We start from the raw sequence: 17,976 nt of genomic DNA, 5'->3' as shown, positions 1-17,976 counted from the left end.
AAATTTGTGAAAATTTTTAAAAGTAGCAAAACCTAAAAAGCTTTAAGAATAAAGCTTCTAACAGATGGTAGTAACTTTTGTAAAGTAAAATTAATTAAGTAATAGGAGGATGAACACCAGTTCTTCTAAAAGCAAAAAATGTGCAATAAAATGGACATCTAGGAATAAATTTAAATAAGCTTACTGCTAGTGCAGTTCTTCTTCTAAAAAAACAATCACAGTGACAAGGTTTTGAATTTAATAAAATTGGTAATGATAAATTTTCTTGTAAACTTGGAGGAGATTCTTCCTCTTCATCACAATCAGAAGATAGTAATAATTTTTTATTTAAATGATTTTTACAAGATGTAACTATACTTTGCAATTTGGGAGCAACAGCATAAGCTTGTATTGATGACAATGTGAAATATTTTTTCCCAAAACCATTTAGTAATTTCAAATAAAAATCCTCTATAAAAATAAGGAAGAAGTGTAAATCAATAATGCTTAATTGTAAATAAAAATAAATATGTTATTATTCCAATAAAAAAAGGTAGATTTTATTTTGAAATTTACATTTGTTACACTTTTCCCAAATTTAATTGAACCATATTTTCAAGATTCTATTTTAAAAAGAGCAGTTGAATCAAACTTTATATCTTATGAGTTTTATAATCCAAGAGATTTTACAACTAATAAACATAAAAAAGTTGATGATCAGATGGTAGGTGGAGGAGCAGGTATGCTTCTTTTTTGTCAACCATTATTTGATTGCTTGGATGAAATAAAAAAGAAAAATGAAGATGCTTATATTATATTTCCACTAGCAGCTGCAAAGCCATTTAGACAAAATGATGCAAAAAGATTAGCAAAGAAAAAAAATATAGTATTTGTAAGTGGAAGATATGAAGGAATTGATGAAAGAGTTATTGAAAAATATGCAAATGAAGTATTTAGTATAGGAGAATATATTTTAACAGGAGGAGAATTAGCTTCTACAGTAATGGCAGATGCAATTTCTAGAAATGTTGATAATGTACTTGGAAATGCTGATTCTTTAGAGGTTGAAAGTTATGAGAACAATATGCTTGAAGCACCTTCTTTTACAAAACCTGAAATTTTTCAAAATTTAAGTGTTGTTAAAGAATTTTTAAAGGGAAACCATAGTAAAATTGCCGACCTAAAAACCAATCTGGCTATTTGCAAAACAAAATACTTTAGACCAGGTTTAGTTACAAACAAAAAATTTAAATAAAAGTGTGATACCCCGCAAGTTGCAAATGCGGGCACTTTCGCCAAAGGGAAATACAATGAAAAATAGATACATTGCGAGCTTCGAAGCAGCGCAAATTGCAGAAAAACAAATTCCTCAATTCAAAGCAGGAGACACAGTTAAACTTGGTGTTGAAATTAAAGAAGGTGAGAAAAAAAGAATTCAGCTTTTTGAAGGTATTGTTATTGCTAGAAGTGGAAATGGTGTAGATTCTACTTTTACTGTTAGAAAAATTGGTGCAAATTCAATTGGTGTAGAAAGAATTTTCCCATTATATTCTGAGTCTTTAAAATCTTTTGATGTTGTAAGAAAAGGAAGAGTAAGAAGAGCTAAACTTCACTTCTTAAGAGGATTAAAAGGTAAAGCTGCAAGAATTAAAGAGCTAAAAAAATAGTAAATTAAGGCATAGCCTTAATTTTAATTTTATGTCTCAAATTTTAATTCATACAACATCAATAATCGAAGCAAAACCGATTATTGATTTTTTTAATTTACAAAAATTAGAAAATTCTAACAAAAATGAAATATACTCCAATGATGATATTTTACTTATAATATCTGGAGTAAGTAAAGATTTAATAGTTAAGTCTTTAGATTATATTTTTAAAAATTATTCTATATCAAAAGCATTTGATTTAAGTATAGCTTCATGTAGTGATGGAAGTATTGCTTTAGGAACTCTATTTTGTACAAATAGATTCATTGGAGGCTTGAATTTTGCAAATGTTACAACTGTCGAACAGTCCCTTGAAACTGATGAAAATTTAGATACTTTACTTGTTGATAAGCAAGCTTTATTTTTTTCTCAAATATGTAAAGAAAATATAAAAGATTTTTATATTTTAAAAATAGTATCTGACTATTTTGATGAAGTTGAACCTACAAATGAAAAAATCTTTGAACTTATAAATAACTCTATATTAAAGTGGAAGAACTTAATCTAAAGGAAACCTTTGTTAGAAAATATAATAAATTTTATTGTTGAAACAGTTGGTAGTTTAGGATATGCTGGTATCTTTATAATGATGTTTTTAGAAAGTTCATTTTTTCCTTTTCCATCAGAAGTTGTTATGATTCCTGCTGGGTATTTAGTATTTAAAGGTGAAATGAATATTTATCTTGTAATTCTTTTTGGAATACTTGGTTCTTTATTTGGTGCATTATTTAACTACTATTTAGCAATAAAATTTGGAAGAAAAGTTTTAATAAAATATGGGAAATATTTTTTTATAAAAGAAGAAACTATTATAAAAATGGAAGAGTTTTTTAAGTCTCATGGTCATATTTCAACTTTCTCAGGAAGATTGATTCCTGGTGTAAGACAATATATCTCTTTCCCTGCTGGATTAGCAAAGATGAATTTATTAGTTTTTTGTATTTATACAAGTTTAGGAGCTGGGATTTGGGTTATAATTTTAACTTTTTTAGGATATTTTTTAGGAAATAATGAAGTTTTAATCAAAGAATATCTTCATACAATTATCATAGTTATTTTGATTCTTTTAGCTATGTTAGGCTTTTTTTACTATAAAAATATAAATAAAAAAAAGAAAATATAAATAAAATGTATAAAAAAATATTAAATTTCTGTTTAATTTTTTTAGTATTTATTTATATAATTTTTGAAGAATTAATTTGGGAAAAATTTGCAAAACCTATCATTTTGTTTATATCTGAATTACAAATTTCTAAGAATTTAACTCCCAAAATTTTAAGTTTAAATCCTTATATAATTTTATTAATCTTTATTATTCCTTTTATTCTTGTGGAATTGTTAGGGGTTTATGCTGGAATTATTTTTATTTCAGGACATGTGATTTTTGGAATCTTTTTGTATCTTTTAAAGATTCCTATTGCCGCACTTATTTTTTGGTTTTTTAATGTAACAAAAGAAAAATTATTGGAATTTACTTGGTTTAGTTTTATTTATGAAAAATTGATTTTTTTGATAAATAAAATAAAAATGTCAAAAGCATATTTATTAATAAAAGAAAAAACAATAATTCTAAAAAAAGAGTTGAAAGAGGAAATTTTTATATCTAAAAACAGGTTAAAAGAAAAAATAGTAAGAATTTATAGATTATTAAAGAATAAATTTAAGTTATAAAATAAGAGAAAATCTCTTATTCTATAAACAACTTTTTATAAGTTTTATACCTTTTTCAATTTGTTCAAAATTTGAGTGAGTATAGTTAAATCTAATTTCTGGATTAGGTACTTTATCTATATAAAATTGATTTCCTGGAACAAAAACAACTTTTTTCTTTAAGCATTCTTGAACTAATGCAAATGTATCAATTCCTTCTTCAAAACTTCCATATAAAAACATTCCACCTTTTGGTTTTTGATGTTTAAATTCAGGCATAATTTTATTTAATTGTTCTGAAAAATAGTTTGCTTTTTTTGCATAATCATCTCTAATTTCTTGAAGATGTCTTTCATATTTTTCTTCATCTTTTAAGTATTCAGCTAAGATATATTGAGAAATACCACAAGAGTGTAAATCTATGCTCTCTTTTATAATCATTAATGATTTTAATAATTCCTCATCTGCTCTAATCCAACCGATTCTTAAACTTGGAACTAAAGTTTTTGAAAAACTTCCTAAATGGAAAGAATTTTTTGGTAATTTTGAACTTATAGCTATATTTTTTTTATCAAAAAATAGCTCACTATATGGACTATCTTCTATTAAAATTCCATCATATTTTTTTACAATTTTTGCAATTTCTTCTCTTTTTTCATCACAATATGTTGTAGCTGATGGATTTTGAAAATCTGGAATTAAATATGCTAATTTTGTTTCTTTAAAACTTTTTTCAAATTCTTCTACATTTATCCCATCATCTTCAAGTTTAACCCCAAACATATTTAAATGATTTAATCTAAATATATTCATTGCACCTAAATATGAAGGTTCTTCAATAGTAATATCTTTATTTTCAAAGAATTTTGCAAGAATATACATAGCTTGCTGACTTCCTGTTGTTATTAAAATATTATCTTTTGTTGTAGGAAATCCTTCTTTTGTGTATCGTGATGCTATTTGCTCTCTTAATTCATTAATTCCATTGCTAATCCCATATTGATAAATTTTTGGATTATCTAAGGCTGTTAAAGTTGCAACTTTTAAATCATCTCTTGGAAATAGTTTTTCACTTGGAAGTCCACCTGCAAATGAAATAGTCTCTTCATCAATTGCTTCAAGGATTTCTCTAATAAATGATCTTTTCATAAATCTCCTTTTTATTTGTGAAAGAATACACGAATTTGATATTTTATTCTTTACATAAAATGCTTTTATTATTATCTATTTTTGCTAATTTTATGTACTTTTGTTGCTATAATATTATTATGAAAAAAGAGACATATGAAAAACGAGCAAGAATTGCAAATGATGTTATGAATTATATATACAAATATATAGATACTAATATTAATATTGATGAATTAAGTGTGGAATTAAACATAAGTAAATTTCATCTTCATCGAATATTTAAAGAAGAGTTTGGTAAAAATATTTATGAAAGTATAAAAGCAATTAGACTTGAAAAAGCTGCAAATTTACTTATAACAAATAAATATTCAACAATTACAGATATTGCTAAAATGACAGGTTATAGCTCTCAAACTTCATTTTTAAGAGCTTTTAAAGAAAGATTTTTGATGACACCTAAAATGTGGAAAAATGGTGGTTATAAAGAGTATTCAAATAAAATAGTTGAAAAAATATCATCAAATAATGAAACAATAGATTTTTCAAAAATAGAACCAAGTATAGTGAAAATGCCTGAAATTAAAGGTTACTATATAAGACATAAAGGATATGATAGAACAATTAAAAAAACATGGCAAAAATTACAAACTTGGATTTATACAAATGATATAAAAGAGTATAAACAAATGGCTCTGCATCATGATAATCCAATTATTACTCCACTTGAAGATTGTCAGTATATTGCAATAGCTGCAATTGAAAATGAACAAGAGTATTTAAAAGATTTGTCTCTTCCAACTTTGATAATCCCAAAAGGAATATATGCAAAATTTTCATTAACTGGAAAATATGGAGATGTAATAAAACTTATTCAATGGGTATATCATACTTGGTTGATAGATAGTGGATACGAAACAACACCAAGTCCTTCATATACAATTTACCAAAAAAATCATTTTTTAAGTTTAGATGAAGAGTTTATTTTGGATTATTACTTACCTATTCGATATGTTTAAGAATTTAATTTCAGCAACTAAAGTTGCTAAGATTATTAAAATTGCTCCAAAAAATTGAGTAATAGTTAAAATTTCATTTGCTGTTAAATAAGCAAATATAGCTGCACTAACTGGTTCCATTGTAAAAATAATTGCTGTTTTTGTTGCAGTTGTAAATTGTTGCATATATGTTTGGATTAAAAAAGCGTAAACAGTTGCAAAAATTGCAGTTATTATTACAGCTTTGAAAAAAGCAAAATCATAAGGTATATTAAAAGTTACGTTATCAAGAAAAAGTGAAAATATTAAAGATAGAATTGATACTGTGATTAATTGAAATAAAACCAATAAAAATACATTTACCTCTTTTGAAAATTTTCCAGTGAAAATTATTTGAAGAGCAAATAAAACTGCACAAATGAGTGTTAGAAATTCACCTTTTTCAAAACTTAGAGAGCCTGACATTGTAAGTAAATAAAGTCCAATAACTGCAATAAATGTTGCAATTAGAACATTTGATTTAATTTTATCTTTAAAAAATAGAAAAGTTAAAAAAGGTACAAATATTACATTAAGTCCTGTAATAAACGCAACAATTGAGCTTGGAGTGTAAGTTAAACCAAATGTTTGGGTAGCAAAAGCACTAAAAAGAAAAATACCAAGGATTATTCCATAAAAAACAGTTTTAAGATTAATTTTTTTTAAAAATTTATAAGATATAAAGAACATAATAATTGTAGCTAATGAAAATCTAAAAAATAAAAAAGAGTACACAGGAGTTGTATTGATAGCATCTTGAACCATCAAAAAGGTTACTCCCCATGCAATTGCAACAGATAATAATAATAAGTCAGCTTTAAGTTCTTTTGCTTTTGATAACAAAATCTATCTCCCAAAATAAAAGTGGGATTATAGACTTTAAAAGTTTAAATTATCTATAAATTGTATAATTATTATATAAAAGTTATATCTATATTTTACTTTTAGTTTAGTATCATTACTTCTTAGCAAATAAAAAAAGAGGTTTAATGCTTGAAAATATAATTTCAATGTCAAAAATCAACAAATTTTATGACAAATTTCATGTTTTAAAAAATATTGATTTTAGTGTAAAAAAAGGTGAAATAGTTGTAATTTGTGGACCAAGTGGTTCAGGAAAATCCACACTTATTAGGTGTATTAATGGTTTAGAAGATATTGATGATGGAACAATATTAGTAGATAATATTGATATTCATAAAAGCAAAAAAAATCTTCAAATGATTAGAAGTGAAGTAGGTATGGTTTTTCAACATTTTAATCTATTCCCCCATCTAACAATTTTAGAAAATATTATTCTAGCTCCTACTTTAGTAAAGAAAACAAAAAAAAGCGAAGCTTCTGAAATTGCAATGGAATTACTAAAAAAAGTAAAGCTAGAGCATAAAGCGAATTCTTATCCAAATGATTTAAGTGGTGGACAAAAACAAAGAGTTGCAATAGCAAGAAGTTTAGCCATGAAACCAAAAATCATACTTTTTGATGAACCAACAAGCGCATTGGATCCAGAAACAATAGGTGATGTTTTATCTGTTATGAAAGATTTAGCACGTGAAAATTTCACAATAGTTTGTGTAACTCATGAGATGGGATTTGCAAAAGAAGTAGGTGATAGAATAGTATTTATGGATCATGGAGTAATTATAGAACAAAGCTCTCCTGAAGAGTTTTTTAATAATCCAAAAAGTGAAAGAGCAAAAAAATTTCTAAATGAAATTTTAACTCATTAATTAAATATATAAATAACAAGGAGATATTATGAAAAAGTTTATTTTAGGCTTAGTTGTTCTTGCAACGATAAATGGAATTGCTGCTGATATTAAATTATGGCAAAACTCAACACTTAATAAAATTGTTCAAAGAGGTGAATTACAAGTGTGTATGGAACCAGGTTATGTACCTTTTGAAATGACTGATAAAAAAGGAAATATAATTGGTTATGATGTAGATATGGCAAGACAAATGTCAAAAGATATGGGTGTAAAATTAAAACTTGTTCCTACAGCTTGGGATGGTATTATTGCTGCACTTATAACGGAAAAATGTGATATTATTATGTCTGGTATGACAATAACTCAACAAAGAAATATGACAGTAAATTTCTCTGATCCTTATATTGTTGTTGGTCAAACAGTAATGATGAGAAAAGATTTAGAGGGTAAAATAAAAAGTGCTGCTGATTTAGATAAACCAGAATATACAATTGTTACAAAACTTGGAGTTACTGGAGAAATTGCAACTAAAAAATTCTTTAAAAAAGCAAAAATTGTAACTTTTGAAACTGAAGTAGATGCAGCAGCTGAGGTTTTAAATGGAAAAGCAGAAGCAATGGTTTATGATCAACCTTATAATGCAATATTTATGAGTGATAAAGGAAAAGATAAATTAATTCATTTAGATACTCCATTAACTTATGAACCATTAGGTTTTGCAGTTCGAAAAGGTGACCCAGATTTTATTAATTGGTTAAATAACTTTTTAAGACAAATGAAAGAGGATAAAGTTATAGGATTTTCTGATGAACTATATCAAAAATGGTTAGTGGATACTAACTGGTTAAATAGAGTTCAATAATATATGGCAAAAAGAAATCAAACACTAGCACAAAATAAGAATGTAGGGCATTTAATAGCTCTACTTTTTTATGTTGTAATTGGATATCTTTTATATTTAGCAGCAGCAAATATGAATTATGTTTGGAAGTGGAACACTATTCCAAGTTATTTTTTATATGATGAAACAAAAAATGTAGAATCACCTGCAAATGGTATTTTAGAAAAAGTTGATAATATTTATTATGTGAAGTCAAAAGATGAACAAATAAAACTGAATATGGATGATAGTTTTAAAATTTCATATAAAGTTGGTGAAGAAGTTTATGAAGGTGATAATATTGCTTCAAAAACTTCTAAAAAAATTGGACCAGTTTTAAATGGACTTTGGGTAACTTTAAAAATATCATTTTTCGCAGCAATTTTAACTTTTTTTATAGGAATAATTGTTGCTTTAATGAAACTATCTTCTTATCAATTTTTAAAAGATATAGCTACAGTTTATATCACAATTGTAAGGGGAACACCTCTTTTAGTTCAAATATTTTTATTTTATTTTATAGTTGCAAATATTTTTGAACTTGATAGATTTGTAGCTGGTGTTTTAGCTCTTGGAATATTTTTTGGAGCTTATATGGCTGAGATTTTAAGAGGTGCAATCCAATCAATAGATAAAGGACAACTTGAAGCTGCAAATTCTTTAGGAATTTCAAAAATTCAAGCTATGAGATATATTATTTTACCTCAAGCTTTTAAAAGAGCATTGCCAACACTTGTGGGTGAGATGATAGCACTTGTAAAAGATTCTTCACTTGTTTCAGTTATTTCAATTACAGATTTAACAAAAGTTGGAAAAGAAATAGTTGCAAATACTTTCTCTCCATTTGAAACTTGGATTGTTGTTGCATTAGTTTATTTATCAATTACTTCAATATTAAGTTTTATTGGTCATAGAATCGAAAAACGAATGGCTCTAAAAGGTGGATTAAGCTAGATGGATAGCTTAGTCTTAGCCACTTTTTTACAACAAACAATCACATTCTTTGCTATTTTAGACCCTATAGGAATAAGTGCAATTGCTTTATCTATTTTAGATACAAATATAACAAAAACTCAAATTTCTACAATTGCATTTAAAGCAACAATTACTATTTTAATAGCATTTTTTATAGTTTTGATAAGTGGAGATTTAGTATTAAAATTATTTAGTATAGATGAAAACTCTTTAAAAGTTATGGGTGGGATTATTTTGCTTTTGATGGCGATTTCAATGGTAAATGGGAAAGCAACAGAAAGTAAAAATAAAAAAGAACCAAATAGTAAAAATGATGAAGAGTTAGCTGTAATTCCTATAGGAATTCCTATAGCATTCGGGACAGGATTATTTACAACTATAATAATTTTTAAACATCAAGCGCAAACAACTTTAGATTTATTTTCTATTTCACTTGCTTTTTGTATAAATGCATTTATTTTTTATTTAATTTTAAAGAACTCAATTTATATAAAAAAATATTTTGGTCAAACAGGTCAAAATATTATTACAAAACTTATGGGATTAATAGTTGGAGCAATAGCAGTGCAATTTATTGTTGGTGGAATAGTTAATTTAAGCAAAGTTTATTTGAATGTTTGAAATATTTTTAAAAGGTTTTATTGTAACTATATCTTTAATAGTTGCAATAGGTGCACAAAATGCTTATATATTAAAGCTTGGCTTACTTAGACAATATGTTTTAGTTTCTATTACAATTTGTATTTTATCAGATTTTTTATTGATTACTTTAGGTGTTTTAGGTTTAGGTTTTTTTATTAAAGGTAATCAACTGCTTATAAACTCTATTGCAATTTTTGGGATAATATTTTTAACTTTTTATGCAATTTTATCTTTTAAATCAGCTTTAAAAAATGAGAGTATGAAAATTGATGATAAGATAAAAACAAATCCTTTCAAAAAAGTAATTGGAATGGTTTTAGTATTTACTTATTTAAATCCTCATACTTACCTTGATACAGTGTTATTAATTGGGGGAATTGGTGCAAATATTGAAGATAGTTTAAAAATCTTTTTTTTATTAGGTGCAGTTAGTGCATCTGCAACTTGGTTTGTTCTTCTAGGATTTGGTGCAAGAGCATTAATTCCTTTATTTAAAAAGCCTATTACTTGGAAAATACTTGATATTTCAATTGGTTTTTTAATGCTTTTTATTGCCTATTCTTTAATTGATTTAATCATATTTTAGTTATTATTTTAAAATGTTAAATACAAGTTTAGAAAGAATAGGGTGTTTTGACACCGTACTTGATCCATATAATGGAATCACAATAGAATCAAAAGATTTACCATCAACTAAAGAAGAGTTTGAAATAAATTTAAACTTTTTAATAAATGAAGTTGAAAATAAAAGAAATCTAATTTGGATATATATAGATATTAAAAAATCAGATTTTATTCCAATTTGTACACAAAGAGGTTTTATTTTTCACTCTTGTGATGAAGATTATGTGTTGGTTGTAAAAAGATTAAAAGAATATGCAGTCATTCCAACTTGTGCAAATCATACTTTAGGAGTTGGTGCAGTTGTAATAAATGAAAATAATGAACTTCTAGTAATAAAAGAAAAAATTTCAAATATTGGATATAAACTTCCAGGTGGTCACATAGATAATGGTGAAATGATTTCAACTGCTGTTGTAAGAGAAGTTTTTGAAGAGACAGGTATAGAAGTTGAATTTGAGTCTATTATATCTTTAGGGCATTTTTTCCCTCATCAATTTCACAAGTCAAACTTATATGTTTTATGTACTGCAAATCCTAAAACTTATGAAATAAATATTCAAGATACTCATGAAATAATAGATGCAAAATGGGTAGATGTAAATAAATATTTAGAAGATGAAACTGTACTTAATTACTCAAAAGCAGTTGTTTTAGCTGCACTCGAGTATAAAGGTTTTATTAAAGCAAATCATGAGGTCTTATGTCATATCAGAAAAGATTTTGAACTATTTTTCCCAATAGAAAGTAAGAAGCTTGTATAATACCAAAAATTAAAATTGAACTATTAAAAAAGGATAAAAATGAAAACAATAATTTCAACATCAAAAGCACCAAGTGCAATTGGACCATATAATCAAGCAACAGCATTTGATAAACTAATTTTCACTTCAGGACAAATTGCACTAGACCCAACAACTATGGAAATAGTAAATGGTGGAGTTCAAGAACAAACAAAACAAGTTATGGAAAATCTAAAAGCAGTTTTAGAAGAGGCAGGAAGCTCTTTTGAAAATGTTTTAAAAACTACTTGTTATTTATCAGATATGGATAATTTTGTAGCTTTCAATGAAATCTACGGTCAATATTTCAAAGGTGAAACTGCACCTGCTAGAAGTACAGTTGCTGTTAAAACATTACCAAAAAATGTTTTAGTTGAAGTAGATACAATCGCTTTTAAAAAATAATTAATCTTACTTAAGTTACTTTTTCTTTTTAATAAAGAAAAAGTAGCAAAAAGAAAAGCGTTCGCGAAGTTTCAAAATAGCTAAAAAAATTATAGAGATTCTAAAATTTGCTGTGCTTACATTCTCTTTGAGAAAATTCGACTCCATGCCTTCGTCTCAAACAGTTCAAACTTCTTTACGAATTTATATAAATTTTTCTTTACGCTATTTTGAAAATGCTCACATTCTTTAAAAACTATTTTAATATAAGTTCTTCTTTAATTTTTTCAACTATTCCTTCTATCCCTAGATATATAGACATTTTGTTGATACCTAAAAAATTTAATTCATCTTTTATGGATTCTTTTATATTAGAAGGAATAATTATTTTCTGAAAAATTCTTAAATTATAAGTTTTTAAAGGTGCAATTTCCTCTGTATTTTTTTTTATTGGGAACACAGCAAAAATACTATTTTGGTTTATTATTCTATTATTAATATGTGTAGGCGCATAAAATACTATTTCATTTTCATTAATTGAAGGAATTTTAGTTTGTTCAATTTCATCAATACCACCAAACAACTCCATCTGTATTAGAAATATTTTCTTCAATAGCAAAATATAATGCAATTAATGGATTTGATGTAAAATCTAAAAGTCTTGTTGGAAGACCATGATGCTGAGCTTGAATTAAGTATTCAAAATATGACATTGATTTATTTTCCAAATAAGGATAAGAATACTGGGTAAATTTTTCAACAATTTCTTCTTCTATTTCAAGTAATCCATCTAAAAAATTTCTATCTTTTAATCTTCCTAATGATGGGACTAACGGCCAATCTTGTGTTTGACCTCTATAACAACATAAAAAACCTCTTTTTCTAATAACATCTAAATATTCTGAAACATTATTAATTGTATTTATTTCTAATTTCCACATAATTTACCTTTATTTCAAACTCAACCCAACCCTCTGTTTCTCCAAATCAATACTAATAACTTTGATATTTTTTAACTGTTGATTTATACTAAGTACATCCATTGGATGAGAGATTCTTTTTTCGCTTATTTGTGAGATGTGAATTAATCCGTCATTTTTTAGGCCTATATCTACAAAAGCTCCAAAGTCTGTGATATTTCGCACAACTCCACTTATTATAAATCCTTCTTTTAGGTCTTCTATTGTTTTTATATCTTTTGAAAACTCTACTGTGTCAAATTCACTTCTTACATCGTAGCCTGGTTTTAAAAGTTCTGCAATAATATCTTTTAGAAGTAAAATAGGGCAGTTTAGTTCTTTTGAAATTTCTTCAATTTGATCATCTTTTATCTCTTCTATTTTGTATTTTTTTTGTAGCTTTTCAACAACATCGTAGTTTTCTGGATGAATAGCTGTATTATCTAAGATACTTTTTCCATCTTTGATTCTTAAAAATCCAACTGATTGTTCATAGGCTTTTGCTCCTATTCCTTTTACTTTTAGAAGTTCTGCTTTTGTTTTGAAGTTTTTGATTTTTTCTTTATGTTCTATTATATTAAGAGCTAGTTTTTCTGAGATTCCAGAGATAAATGAAAGTAGTTTATATGAAGCTGAGTTTATATCAACTCCTACTTTATTTACTAAATCCACAGTTACATTTTCTAGTTTAGCACTTAACTCTTTTTGATTTACATCATGTTGATATTGTCCAATTCCTAGTGATTTTGGATCTATTTTTACTAAAGCAGCCATTGGGTCACGAAGTCTTTGGGCTATTGAGATTGCACCTCTTATTGTAACGTCTAGATTTGGATATTCCATCATGGCTATTTTTGAAGCTGAATAAACACTTGCTCCTATTTCACTAACAACTGCATATTTTACATCTAAGTTATTTTCATTTATTAATTTTGATATAAATGCTGCTGTCTCTTGCGAGGCTGTTCCATTTCCTATTGCTATTGAGTTGATTTTGTATTTTTTGATAAGCTCTAAAACTACTTTTGATGAGTTTAGAAAATCCTCTTTTGGTTTGGTTGGATAAATCACATTTGAAGCTAGATAATTTCCATTTTCATCAATTACAGCTAATTTACAACCACTTACGAATCCAGGATCCATTCCTAAAATCACTTGATTTACAAGAGGAGGAGTAAGAAGTAACTCTTTTAGATTTTTCCCAAAAAGTGTGATTGCTTCACTTGAAGCTTTCTCTTTTAGTTCACTCAGTGCTTCTCTTTTTAGACTTGGAAGAAGTAATCTTTTTAATCCATCTTTGTAGGCTTCAAAAACTAACTCTTTTGAGCTTGAGGCACTTACTGGAATTTTATATTTTTTTATATTTTCTAAGATATAGTTTTCATCAACTTCGATTTTTATTGTTAACTCTTTTTCATTTACAGCTCTATTGATTGCTAAAAATCTATGTGATTTTATATATTTCACTTTTTCACTAATATTTGCAACACTTACATAAACACCATTTTCATTAAATGTTTTTGTTTTTTTGGTTTCTATTATTCCATAGTTTAAAACAATATTTCTAATCACTTCTTTAGTTCTAAAATCATCGGCATATCTTTGGGCGATAATATCACTAGCTCCATTTATTGCATCTTCTATAGTTGTAACTTCTTTATTTAAAAACTGTTTTGCTTTTTGATTTATTTCATCAAGTGAGTATTTCATACTTTGAATAATATTAGCAAGCGGTTCAAGTCCATTTTCAATAGCTGTTGAGGTTCTTGAAGATTTTTTATCTTTAAAAGGTGCGTAAATATCCTCTAACATTTGTAAAGTTGTGGCACTATTTATGTGATTTTGGATTTTTTCATCTAAAAAATTTCTCTCTTTTAAAATAGAGATAATTTCTTCTTTTCTATTTAGAAGTTTTAATGAGTAGTTATAAATCTCTTCAAAATCACGAAGTTGTTCATCTGTTGCATTTGAAGTTAAATCTTTTCTATATCGAGCAATAAAAGGAATCGTACATCCATCTTCTAAAAGTTTTAATATGTTTTGAATTACACCTTTAGAAAATGAGGTTTTTTGCTCTAGTAAGTTTATTAAATTATTAGTCAAGGATTACCTCTTTAAAATCACTTCTTGTGTTGTTTGTTGGTTTGTTTGAAGCAGCTCTAACTGTGTAAACAAAAGATATTTTTGGAGTATCTGTTGTATTTTTATTTGCATGATGAAGTGTTTTACAGTGAAATAATACAACATCCCCTTTTTCTAAATTTGTATGAATTCTTGTTTTTATAAGTTCAATATTTTTAGGATGTTTATCTAAAAAATTGCTTTTTTCATCAAATTGTTCTTTTTCAAAAGTAATTTTATGAGAAGCAGGAATAAACTCCAATAATCCATTTTTGAGATTTTCATCACCAAGTGCAAGCCAAACTGAAACTAAATCATTATTTTCAAAATTCCAATAACGTCTATCTTGATGCCAATAAGTTCTAGTGCTTTCTTTTGGTAATTTCGTCATTATTGAATTATGATGGGCTAAAGTTAAAACAGGAGTATCATTTAATATTTGTTTTAAAATTGGTCTGATTTTTTCATTTGTCATCCAACTTCTAAAAACTTCTTCTCTATCATAAACTTGTCTTAATCTTCTTACTGTAATATTATTTTCATCAAGATTCATATATTCTTGTTCACTCTCGATGGGAGCTTGTTTTTTAAGTAAATGTTCTTTTGCTTTTTCTAAAATTGCATCGCAAAAAACTTCATTTACAAATTTTTTAAGAACTAAAAAACCATTTTCATGGAACTCTTTTAATTGCTTTTCATCTAATGTCATTTTTTCTCTTAATATTAAAAATTTTTGTAATTATAGTCAAATTAACTTTCTTCTTTGTTGATGCACTTTAATTCTAATTTATGATTGCATTATGCCATTGAACTAGACTTATTCTTCTCCCTTTTATTACTTTTAAAACTTCATGGGTAAAATATGGATTACTTAAAAAGACCAACATCATTCCTGCTTTTGGTTCTATTTTTATTTCATTACCATTTTTATCAAACAAAAAATTAAATAAAAGTTCTCCTCCTATAAAACTATTATCACTTGCAACTTTATTAGTTGATGTTGTAAATAGTACACTCGAAACTTTTCTTTGTTTGGCAACTGGTACAAAACCTATAAGTTCATTATCTTTATATATCATACTTGAATCATCACTATGCATTGCGTAAAAAGAATCTTTTATATATTCTAAAACTTGAATATTTGTTGATGTTGTTAGTGCTAACTTGAAATATTCTTCTATTATTGGTTGATAGTTCAAAAATCTTTTTGTATAAATTTCTAAATATTTTTCATTAAGAGAGTAAATATTTGTTTTTCTAATTTTTTCATTTATCTTTGCTCTTGTAATAAGTTTTTGTATTTTTATTTGCGCTTTTTGATAATCATCATCTTCTTTTACTTTTTTATTTATTTCATAACACTCATTTCCATCCAGAAAGTTTTCAATAATTAAAAAAGGATAATCATAATAAGGATTAGGTAATAATTTAGTTTCAATATCAAATGAAATTAAAAAATCAGAGCAATAAATTTTATTGCTAATTTGAGTCAAATGCTTCCTTTCATAAACGTAAGTTTATGAAAGTTGCTTGATAAGAGTTTTTAAATCACCAAGTACCCAAACGTCTATAATCTTGCCATCTTTAAATTTGAAAAAAGATGCTCCATTATAAGCGATTTTATTGTTACTTGGCTCAAAGTCAAATAACTTACCAGTATGTCTACCATTATACAATGCTTTAACCGCAATAGTATCACCTTCACAAATCATAGTAATAATACTATGGAAAAGATTTGGAATACCTGTTAAAATAGTATCCATATACTCTTCGAACTGTTTTTTGCCTTTTACATCAATGTCCAAAGATCCGTGAAAAGTTATATTATCATCAAATAGAATATCAATATAATCTTTATTTTGTTTATTCCATAATTCATCATAATATATTTTTACTAATTCTTTATTAGTCAATTTCTTCATAATTTCCCTTGTGACTAGGACTGTAGTCGTCATCAAAATCATAGTTATCATATTCATCATAATCTACAGTGAATATTTTAGGATAACCTAACTTTACAAGTTCTTTATCAATATTCTCTTCAGTCAATCTATTTTTTACTCTACTCATGATTAATTCAATATGCTCTTCGCTTACATCGTTTGCTCTTAATTCATAAATAATAGCTAAATCCATAATTTCAAATTCCTCTAAATTAATATAGTTTTATTTTTGTATTTAAGCACTTTTTTCTATATATAAACTGCTTAATATATATAAAATTGTTTTAACAGACTTTATTGATGCTGTTTCTTCAACTGTGTGATAACCTGTAGTTGGTATTTGTAATGTTGCACCTTGGATATTTCCACGTGATTCCATAACAATTCTTCCAAGTTCAGTACTACCTAAAGTTAATAGTGGTAAACCTTTTTCTTTTCTTATTTTATTTTTTTCTTGTATAAAAATATCTTTACAAGAAAAATCAATACCATTTTTATGACAAAAATTTTTAAGTTGTTTTAAAATAGGAGATTTAAATCTAGCATTCGCATCTCTATTTCTTAAAACTACTTGTTGAACATCTGCTTCAATTCTAGTATCATAAGGACTTGTATCTAATACCAATAACTCATTTGTTGTCACGTTATTTTTTTTAAACCATTCATATACGTATCTCCAAGATTTACCAGCTTCTTCTTGTGCTGTAAAAAATGCTGTTCCTTGAAAACCATTTTGATATAAATAAATTATTATTGCTGCTGAAATTACATTGTCAAGTTGTGCTGATATTAAATCATCATCTCTTTTCAATTTATCACTAAATGCAATAGGTGTTCCTGGCTGTAAATGAGATAATCCTTCTATTTTAAAAATAAGATTATTAACCTCTTCACACATATAAGCATCACAAATTTTACCAATTCCAAGATAGCTACCACTCCATGGCTCATAAGCTTGAACTTGTTGATTTATATATCTTTTTGCAATTAATTGATAAGTTTGTTCTGATAATGAGTTTCCTCTTAAATCTGAACGGTTTTTAGCAAGAAATGCTGCAAATTGAAATTCATTTGGTCCTGTACAAATTACACCATGTCTATCAATATGTGCACTTAACATTCCTTTAGTAGGATTTTTGCCTTGTGCAACTAATAGACCATCATAATATTGTGTTTTTATACCAATTTCTTCTAACTCTCTTTTTAAATATAATAAAAAAGAGTGTTCTGCTCCAGTTACTGAAGGAACTCTTATTAATTGTTTTAATAAGTCAAGAAAAGGTACAAAATTTTTAGGCTCATTTGTAAATGAAGCACCCAATTTATTCTCCTGAAAAAAGTAGATAGAATAAGACCGTAGTAAGATTCAAAATCATCTAAGATTATATTCTTATTCTATATTGCAATTATAAACCATAAAAAAACGAAATAATCTGAAAGAAATCTTAAAGAAA

Annotated in this window: 24 protein-coding genes; 13 read left to right on the top strand and 11 right to left on the bottom strand. The window is 26.3% G+C overall.

Translation table 11 applies throughout. The features are described 5' to 3' along the window. Nucleotides 1-94 precede the first annotated feature (94 nt). Complete coding sequence (locus ADFLV_RS13295) at nucleotides 95-439, bottom strand: hypothetical protein (protein ID WP_129010890.1); 345 nt, start codon at nucleotides 437-439, stop codon at nucleotides 95-97. 105 nt (nucleotides 440-544) lie between these two features. Here ADFLV_RS13295 and trmD point away from each other — a divergent pair, with 105 nt between their 5' ends. Genes trmD through ADFLV_RS13270 form a run of 5 tightly spaced genes read left to right on the top strand, consistent with a single transcriptional unit; the run spans nucleotide 545 to nucleotide 3,359 of the window. Next, nucleotides 545-1,234, top strand: coding sequence for a tRNA (guanosine(37)-N1)-methyltransferase TrmD (trmD, locus tag ADFLV_RS13290; RefSeq protein WP_014475221.1), 690 nt, complete (start codon nucleotides 545-547; stop codon nucleotides 1,232-1,234). A 55-nt stretch (nucleotides 1,235-1,289) separates the two neighbouring features. Further along, nucleotides 1,290-1,646, top strand: a complete 357-nt coding sequence (gene rplS / locus ADFLV_RS13285) for a 50S ribosomal protein L19 (protein WP_014475220.1) — start codon at nucleotides 1,290-1,292, stop codon at nucleotides 1,644-1,646. A 31-nt stretch (nucleotides 1,647-1,677) separates the two neighbouring features. After that, nucleotides 1,678-2,196, top strand: coding sequence for a hypothetical protein (locus ADFLV_RS13280; protein ID WP_129010891.1), 519 nt, complete (start codon nucleotides 1,678-1,680; stop codon nucleotides 2,194-2,196). A 9-nt stretch (nucleotides 2,197-2,205) separates the two neighbouring features. After that, complete coding sequence (locus ADFLV_RS13275) at nucleotides 2,206-2,811, top strand: DedA family protein (protein WP_129010892.1); 606 nt, start codon at nucleotides 2,206-2,208, stop codon at nucleotides 2,809-2,811. A 5-nt stretch (nucleotides 2,812-2,816) separates the two neighbouring features. Further along, the gene (locus ADFLV_RS13270) at nucleotides 2,817-3,359 is read left to right on the top strand and encodes a hypothetical protein (protein WP_129010893.1); all 543 of its coding nucleotides are present in this window, start codon (nucleotides 2,817-2,819) and stop codon (nucleotides 3,357-3,359) included. 21 nt (nucleotides 3,360-3,380) lie between these two features. Here the strand turns inward: ADFLV_RS13270 and ADFLV_RS13265 are convergent, their stop codons facing one another. Then, nucleotides 3,381-4,487: an aminotransferase-like domain-containing protein gene (locus tag ADFLV_RS13265; protein WP_129010894.1), complete on the bottom strand. Its 1,107-nt coding sequence runs from the start codon at nucleotides 4,485-4,487 to the stop codon at nucleotides 3,381-3,383. Nucleotides 4,488-4,606: 119 nt separating this feature from the next. Here ADFLV_RS13265 and ADFLV_RS13260 point away from each other — a divergent pair, with 119 nt between their 5' ends. Continuing rightward, complete coding sequence (locus ADFLV_RS13260) at nucleotides 4,607-5,485, top strand: AraC family transcriptional regulator (RefSeq protein WP_014475215.1); 879 nt, start codon at nucleotides 4,607-4,609, stop codon at nucleotides 5,483-5,485. On the opposite strand, the gene ADFLV_RS13255 is transcribed toward ADFLV_RS13260, so the two are convergent. After that, nucleotides 5,465-6,346 carry a DMT family transporter gene (locus ADFLV_RS13255; protein WP_228712370.1) on the bottom strand — a complete coding sequence of 294 codons (882 nt, stop codon included), beginning with the start codon at nucleotides 6,344-6,346 and terminating at the stop codon, nucleotides 5,465-5,467. The two genes, ADFLV_RS13260 and ADFLV_RS13255, sit on opposite strands and share 21 nt — an antisense overlap. Nucleotides 6,347-6,492: 146 nt before the next feature. On the opposite strand from ADFLV_RS13255, the gene ADFLV_RS13250 reads away from it, so the two are divergent. From ADFLV_RS13250 to ADFLV_RS13220, 7 genes are read left to right on the top strand one after another with little or no spacing between them, the layout of a single operon-like run. After that, nucleotides 6,493-7,233, top strand: a complete 741-nt coding sequence (locus ADFLV_RS13250; RefSeq protein ID WP_164968492.1) for an amino acid ABC transporter ATP-binding protein — start codon at nucleotides 6,493-6,495, stop codon at nucleotides 7,231-7,233. A 28-nt stretch (nucleotides 7,234-7,261) separates the two neighbouring features. Then, on the top strand, nucleotides 7,262-8,077 hold the full coding sequence (locus ADFLV_RS13245) for a transporter substrate-binding domain-containing protein (RefSeq protein WP_129010896.1): 816 nt from the start codon (nucleotides 7,262-7,264) through the stop codon (nucleotides 8,075-8,077). Nucleotides 8,078-8,080: 3 nt separating this feature from the next. Continuing rightward, nucleotides 8,081-9,049, top strand: coding sequence for an amino acid ABC transporter permease (locus ADFLV_RS13240; RefSeq protein ID WP_129010897.1), 969 nt, complete (start codon nucleotides 8,081-8,083; stop codon nucleotides 9,047-9,049). Next, nucleotides 9,050-9,691: a MarC family protein gene (locus tag ADFLV_RS13235; RefSeq protein WP_129010898.1), complete on the top strand. Its 642-nt coding sequence runs from the start codon at nucleotides 9,050-9,052 to the stop codon at nucleotides 9,689-9,691. It abuts the gene before it with no gap. Next, nucleotides 9,684-10,298: a LysE/ArgO family amino acid transporter gene (locus tag ADFLV_RS13230; protein ID WP_129010899.1), complete on the top strand. Its 615-nt coding sequence runs from the start codon at nucleotides 9,684-9,686 to the stop codon at nucleotides 10,296-10,298. The genes ADFLV_RS13235 and ADFLV_RS13230 overlap by 8 nt, the downstream gene beginning before the upstream one ends. Nucleotides 10,299-10,311: 13 nt before the next feature. Next, the gene (locus ADFLV_RS13225; protein ID WP_129010900.1) at nucleotides 10,312-11,097 is read left to right on the top strand and encodes an NUDIX hydrolase; all 786 of its coding nucleotides are present in this window, start codon (nucleotides 10,312-10,314) and stop codon (nucleotides 11,095-11,097) included. Between the two features lie 39 nt (nucleotides 11,098-11,136). Further along, nucleotides 11,137-11,520, top strand: a complete 384-nt coding sequence (locus tag ADFLV_RS13220) for a RidA family protein (RefSeq protein WP_014475213.1) — start codon at nucleotides 11,137-11,139, stop codon at nucleotides 11,518-11,520. Nucleotides 11,521-11,755: 235 nt separating this feature from the next. Here the strand turns inward: ADFLV_RS13220 and ADFLV_RS13215 are convergent, their stop codons facing one another. The 8 genes from ADFLV_RS13215 to ADFLV_RS13180 form a co-directional block, all read right to left on the bottom strand. Further along, nucleotides 11,756-12,082 carry a hypothetical protein gene (locus ADFLV_RS13215; RefSeq protein ID WP_129010901.1) on the bottom strand — a complete coding sequence of 109 codons (327 nt, stop codon included), beginning with the start codon at nucleotides 12,080-12,082 and terminating at the stop codon, nucleotides 11,756-11,758. Continuing rightward, nucleotides 12,066-12,440, bottom strand: a complete 375-nt coding sequence (locus tag ADFLV_RS13210) for an FRG domain-containing protein (protein ID WP_129010902.1) — start codon at nucleotides 12,438-12,440, stop codon at nucleotides 12,066-12,068. The genes ADFLV_RS13215 and ADFLV_RS13210 overlap by 17 nt, the downstream gene beginning before the upstream one ends. Nucleotides 12,441-12,449: 9 nt before the next feature. After that, complete coding sequence (locus ADFLV_RS13205; protein WP_129010903.1) at nucleotides 12,450-14,561, bottom strand: helix-hairpin-helix domain-containing protein; 2,112 nt, start codon at nucleotides 14,559-14,561, stop codon at nucleotides 12,450-12,452. Then, nucleotides 14,554-15,288 carry a phytanoyl-CoA dioxygenase family protein gene (locus ADFLV_RS13200; RefSeq protein WP_129010904.1) on the bottom strand — a complete coding sequence of 245 codons (735 nt, stop codon included), beginning with the start codon at nucleotides 15,286-15,288 and terminating at the stop codon, nucleotides 14,554-14,556. The genes ADFLV_RS13205 and ADFLV_RS13200 overlap by 8 nt, the downstream gene beginning before the upstream one ends. A gap of 73 nt (nucleotides 15,289-15,361) precedes the next feature. Continuing rightward, nucleotides 15,362-16,072, bottom strand: a complete 711-nt coding sequence (locus ADFLV_RS13195) for a 2OG-Fe(II) oxygenase (protein WP_129010905.1) — start codon at nucleotides 16,070-16,072, stop codon at nucleotides 15,362-15,364. A gap of 24 nt (nucleotides 16,073-16,096) precedes the next feature. Continuing rightward, entirely contained in the window at nucleotides 16,097-16,501 is a 405-nt protein-coding gene (locus ADFLV_RS13190; protein ID WP_041654906.1) for an ester cyclase, read from the bottom strand. After that, nucleotides 16,485-16,715, bottom strand: coding sequence for a hypothetical protein (locus tag ADFLV_RS13185; RefSeq protein WP_014475207.1), 231 nt, complete (start codon nucleotides 16,713-16,715; stop codon nucleotides 16,485-16,487). The genes ADFLV_RS13190 and ADFLV_RS13185 overlap by 17 nt, the downstream gene beginning before the upstream one ends. Before the next feature lie 42 nt (nucleotides 16,716-16,757). Continuing rightward, complete coding sequence (locus ADFLV_RS13180; RefSeq protein WP_014475206.1) at nucleotides 16,758-17,843, bottom strand: hypothetical protein; 1,086 nt, start codon at nucleotides 17,841-17,843, stop codon at nucleotides 16,758-16,760. Nucleotides 17,844-17,976 lie beyond the last annotated feature (133 nt).

The organism is Arcobacter defluvii, from assembly GCF_013201725.1.
Classification (GTDB): Bacteria; Campylobacterota; Campylobacteria; order Campylobacterales; family Arcobacteraceae; genus Aliarcobacter; species Aliarcobacter defluvii.
The sequence above is the reverse complement of the archived record's forward strand: the minus strand, read 5'-3'. Positions and strand labels throughout refer to the sequence as shown.

Excerpts from the sequence above, each read along its gene's own strand:
- ADFLV_RS13265 (WP_129010894.1), bottom strand. The coding sequence starts at position 4,487 with ATGAAAAGATCATTTATTAGAGAAATCCTTGAAGCAATTGATGAAGAG.
- ADFLV_RS13270 (WP_129010893.1), top strand. The coding sequence starts at position 2,817 with ATGTATAAAAAAATATTAAATTTCTGTTTAATTTTTTTAGTATTTATT.
- rplS (WP_014475220.1), top strand. The coding sequence starts at position 1,290 with ATGAAAAATAGATACATTGCGAGCTTCGAAGCAGCGCAAATTGCAGAA.
- ADFLV_RS13220 (WP_014475213.1), top strand. The coding sequence starts at position 11,137 with ATGAAAACAATAATTTCAACATCAAAAGCACCAAGTGCAATTGGACCA.
- ADFLV_RS13235 (WP_129010898.1), top strand. The coding sequence starts at position 9,050 with ATGGATAGCTTAGTCTTAGCCACTTTTTTACAACAAACAATCACATTC.
- ADFLV_RS13225 (WP_129010900.1), top strand. The coding sequence starts at position 10,312 with ATGTTAAATACAAGTTTAGAAAGAATAGGGTGTTTTGACACCGTACTT.
- ADFLV_RS13250 (WP_164968492.1), top strand. The coding sequence starts at position 6,493 with ATGCTTGAAAATATAATTTCAATGTCAAAAATCAACAAATTTTATGAC.
- ADFLV_RS13190 (WP_041654906.1), bottom strand. The coding sequence starts at position 16,501 with ATGAAGAAATTGACTAATAAAGAATTAGTAAAAATATATTATGATGAA.
- ADFLV_RS13245 (WP_129010896.1), top strand. The coding sequence starts at position 7,262 with ATGAAAAAGTTTATTTTAGGCTTAGTTGTTCTTGCAACGATAAATGGA.
- ADFLV_RS13240 (WP_129010897.1), top strand. The coding sequence starts at position 8,081 with ATGGCAAAAAGAAATCAAACACTAGCACAAAATAAGAATGTAGGGCAT.
- ADFLV_RS13210 (WP_129010902.1), bottom strand. The coding sequence starts at position 12,440 with ATGTGGAAATTAGAAATAAATACAATTAATAATGTTTCAGAATATTTA.
- ADFLV_RS13185 (WP_014475207.1), bottom strand. The coding sequence starts at position 16,715 with ATGGATTTAGCTATTATTTATGAATTAAGAGCAAACGATGTAAGCGAA.
- ADFLV_RS13230 (WP_129010899.1), top strand. The coding sequence starts at position 9,684 with ATGTTTGAAATATTTTTAAAAGGTTTTATTGTAACTATATCTTTAATA.
- ADFLV_RS13260 (WP_014475215.1), top strand. The coding sequence starts at position 4,607 with ATGAAAAAAGAGACATATGAAAAACGAGCAAGAATTGCAAATGATGTT.
- ADFLV_RS13200 (WP_129010904.1), bottom strand. The coding sequence starts at position 15,288 with ATGACATTAGATGAAAAGCAATTAAAAGAGTTCCATGAAAATGGTTTT.
- ADFLV_RS13280 (WP_129010891.1), top strand. The coding sequence starts at position 1,678 with ATGTCTCAAATTTTAATTCATACAACATCAATAATCGAAGCAAAACCG.